The organism is Longimicrobium sp. (assembly GCF_036280135.1).
Classification (GTDB): domain Bacteria; phylum Gemmatimonadota; class Gemmatimonadetes; order Longimicrobiales; family Longimicrobiaceae; genus Longimicrobium.
In genome coordinates this window covers 1-5742 of sequence record NZ_DASURI010000180.1, presented here as the reverse complement: position 1 = coordinate 5742, position 5742 = coordinate 1, and the positions used below count along the sequence as shown (strand labels likewise).

6 protein-coding genes are annotated in these 5742 nt (G+C 69.8%); 4 read left to right on the top strand and 2 right to left on the bottom strand.

Translation table 11 applies throughout. From position 1 onward, the window contains the following. From VFZ20_RS05320 to VFZ20_RS05310, 3 genes are all read left to right on the top strand, one after another. Window positions 1–503 (top strand): leukotriene A4 hydrolase C-terminal domain-containing protein (locus VFZ20_RS05320; RefSeq protein ID WP_329682798.1); only part of this gene is annotated, 503 nt, incomplete at its 5' end. Between the two features lie 242 nt (window positions 504–745). After that, window positions 746–1039, top strand: a complete 294-nt coding sequence (locus tag VFZ20_RS05315) for a hypothetical protein (RefSeq protein ID WP_329682797.1) — start codon at window positions 746–748, stop codon at window positions 1037–1039. Between the two features lie 74 nt (window positions 1040–1113). Beyond that, entirely contained in the window at window positions 1114–1716 is a 603-nt protein-coding gene (locus tag VFZ20_RS05310; RefSeq protein WP_329682796.1) for a hypothetical protein, read from the top strand. A 28-nt stretch (window positions 1717–1744) separates the two neighbouring features. On the opposite strand, the gene VFZ20_RS05305 is transcribed toward VFZ20_RS05310, so the two are convergent. Beyond that, window positions 1745–3286, bottom strand: a complete 1542-nt coding sequence (locus VFZ20_RS05305) for a DASS family sodium-coupled anion symporter (RefSeq protein WP_329682795.1) — start codon at window positions 3284–3286, stop codon at window positions 1745–1747. Between the two features lie 194 nt (window positions 3287–3480). On the opposite strand from VFZ20_RS05305, the gene VFZ20_RS05300 reads away from it, so the two are divergent. Next, window positions 3481–3930: a DoxX family protein gene (locus VFZ20_RS05300; RefSeq protein ID WP_329682794.1), complete on the top strand. Its 450-nt coding sequence runs from the start codon at window positions 3481–3483 to the stop codon at window positions 3928–3930. Between the two features lie 84 nt (window positions 3931–4014). On the opposite strand, the gene tyrS is transcribed toward VFZ20_RS05300, so the two are convergent. Next, a complete protein-coding gene (tyrS, locus tag VFZ20_RS05295) occupies window positions 4015–5295 on the bottom strand; it encodes a tyrosine--tRNA ligase (RefSeq protein ID WP_329682793.1) in 1281 nt (426 codons plus the stop codon). Window positions 5296–5742 lie beyond the last annotated feature (447 nt).

The following is a 5742-nucleotide window of genomic DNA, read 5'->3' as shown; positions in this document are numbered from 1 at the left end:
CGGCGCTGGAGCAGCGGCTGGCGCTGGACGAGTGGGCGTACGGCACGGGCGTTCCCGCCAACGCCGTCCGCCGCCAGTCCGACGCGTTCACGCGCGTGGAGGCGCAGGCGCAGCGGTTCGCGGCCGGCACGCCCGCCGCGCAGCTGCAGACGGGCGAGTGGACCACGCAGGAGTGGCAGCAGTTCCTCGCCGCGCTGCCGGACACGATGACCGCGTCGCAGATGACGGCGCTCGACGCGCAGTTCCGCTTCTCGCGCTCTGGGAACAGCGAGATCCTGTTCGCGTGGCTGCAGATGGCGGTGCGCAACCACTACGACCCCGCCGTGCCCGCGCTGGAGCGCTTCCTGACCAGCCAGGGCCGCCGCAAGTTCGTGCGCCCGCTCTTCGCCAACCTGATGGAGCAGGGCGAGTGGGGGCAGCCGCTGGCCCGCCGCATCTACCAGCAGGCGCGCCCCGGCTACCACCCCGTGACGGCCGGCTCGGTGGACGAGATCGTGAAGTAAGCCCGGCTTCGGCCGGTCGGCGAAAAGGAGCGCCCGCCTTCGGTTCTACGAAGGCGGGCGTTCGCGTTTTCAGCATCCGCGCCGAATCCATGTGTTCCGCCACGTTCCCCCGTGGAGCGCTCCTTTTTTCCTCTTGGTCTGGACGAATCGTACGATTACCCTGCTCCCCCTGCGACGACACAAGTGCGCGGAATGCACTTGACAGTTGCACGACACACGTCGTACAATTCAGGGAGGAGCGGATGGGGTTCAAGGAGTACCGCGCGCTGTTGATCGAGGCGCTGCGATCCGGAGCGTACCTGCCCGAAGACCGGCTCGACGCACGGGAGAAAAACCTGCTGTCCGCCGGCACGGTGGATGAGCTGTTCGTGATCCGCCTGCTCCAGCGATGCGCCGGATGGGAATACAGCACGAGCAGGCACCATTTTCGTGAAACGGACTGTCACATCTTCACCCCGACCTACGGAGGCGAGCGGTGGTACGTAAAAGCCTACTGGCACCGCGGAATCGCCGTGGTCGTCAGCGTGCACCCGTAACGAAGCACCTGTGGAAGGAAGGCGACCCCGGCATCGGCGGCTGCCCGAACTGCTCGGCGGCGGCGGACACGCATATGCGCGTGCGTACCTACCACATGCACGAGAGCGGCATCGACGTGCCGGGCGTGCTGGTGGATGCATGCGATCAGTGCGGCACCGTCGTCGCGCTTCCCGCGCAGTCCACGCCGCGCCTGCTGGACGCGCGCGTTCCCATCAAGGAAGAGCAGCTCGAGGCGCGCATCCCCACGCACCTGGAGGATGTCATCTACCTGCTCGCGCGGGAGTTCTTCACGTCGGTACAGGCAGTCCGGCCGGCCGTGCTGCGCTTCTATCTAGGCGAGCTGCTGAACGACCCCGCGCTCGCCGAGCGCGTGCGGTTGCTGTCCGAGTCCGACTTGGCGGACGCACCGGCGCGCGCGCGCGTTTCCCTGCGCGTTCCGGCGGAGCTGCTGGCGGTCGTGCGCGAGACGGCGCGGGCGGCCGGCATGGCGAAGGACAGCGACCTGGTCCGCGGGCTGCTGCTCGCCGCCAAGGAGGACGTGCTGGACGGCCGGCATCCCGAGCGCATCCTGCGCCTGAGCGGGGCCGCGCAGGCACAGGGCGCCTACCGCCCGCCGTCGCCGTACATCGTGCGCGAGGGGCCGCCCTTCATCCCCGGAAGCAAGGCCCCGGAGTAGCGTACCTTCGTACCTCGTACCCTCGTACCTATCGGATCAGCGGCGCCAGCAGCCAGACCGCGCCCGTGATGACGAAGACGCCGATCACGTCCAGGATGATGCCGTAGCGCACCATCCGCATCAGCGGGACGTAGCCGGAGCCATAGACGATGGCGTTGCACGGCGTCGACACGGGCAGCATGAAGCCCAGGCTGGCCGCCATCGTGGCGCCCAGGGCGGGCACCAGCGGGTCCACGCCCTGCGCCACGGCAATGGAGATCACCACGGGCACCACCATGTTGGCCGACGCCGTGTTGGACGTGGTCTCCGACACCAGCACGGCCACGATCACCGACGCCACCAGCAGCCCGAACTCCCCGTGCAGGGGGATGATGCCCGTGAGCCCGCGGCCCACCGCCTCGGCCAGTCCCGTCTGGAACGAGAGCACGCCCAGCGCGAACCCGCCGCCGTACAGCAGGATCACGCCCCAGTCGATCTGCGCCGCCTCCTCCCAGGTGATGGCGCGCTTTCCCTCGTCGCCGGGGAGAAAGAACAGCAGCAGCGCGCCGATGAGCGCCGCGGCGGACTCCGGGATGCGCGCGCTCATCTCGCGGTAGAGCGCGCTGTCCTCGCCCAGGGTCAGCGCGAACAGGCCGGGGGTGATCCACAGCAGCGCCGTCACGCCGAACGCGATCGCCACGGACTTCTGCCCGCGCGACCAGGGACCCAGCCCGTCGCGCGCGCGGCGGATGACCTCCGTGCCCGCCCCCAGCGTGCGCACGCCGGCCGGCGACAGCGCGTTGAGGTACAGGTACAGGCAGATGAACAGCAGCACGACGACGGGCACGCCGATGGCCATCCACTCGAAGAAGGTGACCTCCTCCTTGAGCAGCCCGCGGATGAAGCCGATGCCGATCACGTTGGGCGGCGTGCCCACGGGCGTGGCCAGCCCGCCGATGGACGCGGCGAACGACGTCATCAGCATCAGCCCCGTGGCGTAGCGCGGGTCGATGGCGGGACGGTCGCCGCCGCCGGCCGCCATCATCACCGACAGGATGGACATGCCGATGCCGAACATCATGGCCGTGGTGGCCGTGTTCGACATCCACGCGCTCAGCGTGGCCGTCACGGCGCCGAACGCCAGCAGCACGCGCGACGGCCGCCCGCCGATCCACCGCATGGCCAGCACGCCGTACGCCATCCGCCGGTCCAGGCCGTGAAGGAAGATGGCCCGGGCGATGATGAACGAGCCGATGAACAGAAAGATCAGCGGATCGGCGAAGGGCGCGAACACCTCCTTGGCCGGCGCCACGCGCAGCACCACGGCCGCCGCCGCGCCCAGCAGCGCCGTGGCCGGCATGGGCAGCGCCTCGGTGATCCACAGGAGGACGACGGCCGCCATCACCGCCGCCAGCCGGTGCGCCTCGGGCTTCATCCCGCCCAGCGGCGCCAGCAGCAGCGCGGTGAAGACGATGGGTGCCAGCACCAGCCCCGCTCGGCCGCGGATGCGCTCGAAACGCTCCTCGCGTTCCGTAAGGACGTGGCGGATGGGCGCGGCGGGCGTGGGCTGACTGGGGAAGGTGTCGGTCACGGGACGGGCGGATGGAGCGAAGGAGGGTGCCGTGAGGAAGGCGACCAATCTGCCGCGCGGCGGGGCGAACCGCCAGCCATGGCGCGGCAGACCGCCTGCGTCTCGCGCGTTCCATCCCGCCCTGTACGTCGGCCGGCGGACGATCCATCCTTCGTGCCTCCGCCTGATGCCCACCGCACCGACCGGATCCGCAGATGCCCTCACCCACCGCATGGCTGGAGCGCCACGCCGCGCTCGGCGTCCCGCTGTTCCGCGTCTTCCTGGGCGCTACGCTCGTCTACGGCACGCAGGACAACCTGTTCAGCAACGCGCGGATGCTGGAGTTCCGCGACTTCGTGGCGCAGAACGGCTTCCCCGCCCCGCTCCTGAGCGCCTACCTGTCGGCGTACGCGCAGTTCATCTGCGGGCTGCTGATCCTTGTAGGCCTCGCGACCCGGTACGCGGCGGCGACCATGGTCATCAACTTTGCCGTGGCGCTGGGGATGGTGCACTGGGGCCTGCCGTTCAGCGCGAACATCTCGGCGCTGGCCATGCTCTTTGGCTCGCTGCTGCTCCTGTTCCACGGGCCGGGCGCGTACTCGGCGGATGCGGTCCTGCACCGCCGCGCCGGCTCCGTTCCCCCGTCAGGGCTGGCGGTGGAGTAGGCTCATCCACATCCGAAACGACAGCGAGGCCCGGCGGGCGGATTGCCTGCCGGGCCTCGTCGTGTCCGGTCTGCCCGAAACGCGTCAGCCGGCCACGCGGACGACGTGGTTGTCCTTCTTGCCTTTGCGGAGGAGGAGCACCTGGCCGTCGATGGCCTCTTCGGCGCGGACGCGCTGGTCCACGCTGCCCACGCGCCCGCCGTTGAGCGAGATGCCGCCGCCCTGGATCAGCCGCCGCGCCTCGCCCTTGGACGACGCCACGCCCGCCTCCGCCAGCAGGTCCACCACGCTCATCCCCTCGCCCTCCAGCCGCGTCCGCGCCACTTCCGTGGACGGCACGTCGGCGAACACGTCCAGCAGCTCGGCCGCGGGCAGCTCCTGCGCGGCGACGGAGCCAAAGAGCACGCCCGTGGCGCGTTCGGCGCGGGCCAGGCCCTCGTCGCCGTGCACCAGGCGCGTGACCTCCACGGCCAGGCGCCGCTGGGCGCCGCGGGCGGCGGCGTTCTGCCCGTGCTCCGCGACGATCCCGGCGATCTCCTGGACGGACAGGAACGTGAACGCCTTGAGGTAGTGCTCCACGTCGCGGTCGTCGGTGTTCAGCCAGAACTGGTAGAAGCGAAAGGGCGACGTGCGGTCCGCGTCCAGCCACACCGTCCCCGCTTCCGTCTTGCCGAACTTGACGCCGCTGCTGGTGGTGATGAGCGGCTGCACGATGCCGTGCACGTGGCGGCCGCGGGTGCGGCGGATGAGCTCCATCCCCGCCGTGATGTTGCCCCACTGGTCGCTGCCGCCCAGCTGCAGCGCGCAGCCATACCGGTCGTTGAGCACCCCGAAGTCGTGCGCCTGCAGCAGCGAGTAGGCGAACTCCGTCACCGACAGCCCGCCCTCCTGCTCCAGCCGCCGCGCGACGGAGTCCTTGGCCAGCATGTAGTTGACCGTGAAGTGCTTGCCCACGTCGCGCAGGAACTCGATGAGCCCCAGCCCGCCCAGCCAGTCGTGGTTGTCGATGACCCGCGCGGCGTGCTCGCCCTCGAAGTCCAGGAAGCGGCCCAGGGTGTCGCGCAGCCCCTGGACGTTGCGCTCCACGTCGGCGCGGGTGAGCAGCTGGCGCTCGGCCGTCTTGCCGCTGGGGTCGCCGATCATCCCCGTGCCGCCGCCCACGAGCGCGATGGGGTTGTGCCCCGCGCGCTGCAGCCGCATGAGGGCGATGATCTGCAGCAGCGAGCCCACGTGCAGACTGGCCGCCGTGGGGTCAAAGCCGATGTAGCCCGTCACGGGCCCGTTGTCGAACAGCTGCCGCGCCCCTTCGCTGGCGCTGTGAACGAGGCCGCGCGCCTCGAGGTCGTCAAAGAAATGGGTGCTCATCGGTAGCGTTTCGATCCACGTCCGCGGGAGTGCCGTCAACGAGCGGGAGTTTACCGCATTCCGCCGTTCCGGCAAAGGTGCGGGGACATCGGATGCGGCGAAGATCCGTCCGCGCCGGCCTCCGGGTCCGGTGAACCGCCCGCATCCAAACCTCTTTTCACGACTGTATTGGCACGGAATGTGAATACCGGACAAAATCGGCTTTCCTGCTCGTCATCGGGAGGAGCGCCTTCCATCCCTGTGCATCCCTCACGGAGCCGAATCACGCCGTGGTGACTCGTCGTACGGCGCTGTCCGCTTGCGATCTGATTTCGCCGTCGTGCGCGCCGAGTGTCCAGGCGTGCGCGTGTCGTCGTGACGTCGTTGTTTCCGTTTTCATGCGTACATCACGGCCGCGCCCGCTGAGGGCGCGGCCGTTTTCGTCCGGCTCCGACGGGCGGGGCCGGC

Bases quoted from the DNA above. Each gene is read 5' to 3' on its own strand.
- VFZ20_RS05315 (WP_329682797.1), top strand. From the start codon at position 746: ATGGGGTTCAAGGAGTACCGCGCGCTGTTGATCGAGGCGCTGCGATCC.
- VFZ20_RS05310 (WP_329682796.1), top strand. From the start codon at position 1,114: ATGCGCGTGCGTACCTACCACATGCACGAGAGCGGCATCGACGTGCCG.
- VFZ20_RS05300 (WP_329682794.1), top strand. From the start codon at position 3,481: ATGCCCTCACCCACCGCATGGCTGGAGCGCCACGCCGCGCTCGGCGTC.
- tyrS (WP_329682793.1), bottom strand. From the start codon at position 5,295: ATGAGCACCCATTTCTTTGACGACCTCGAGGCGCGCGGCCTCGTTCAC.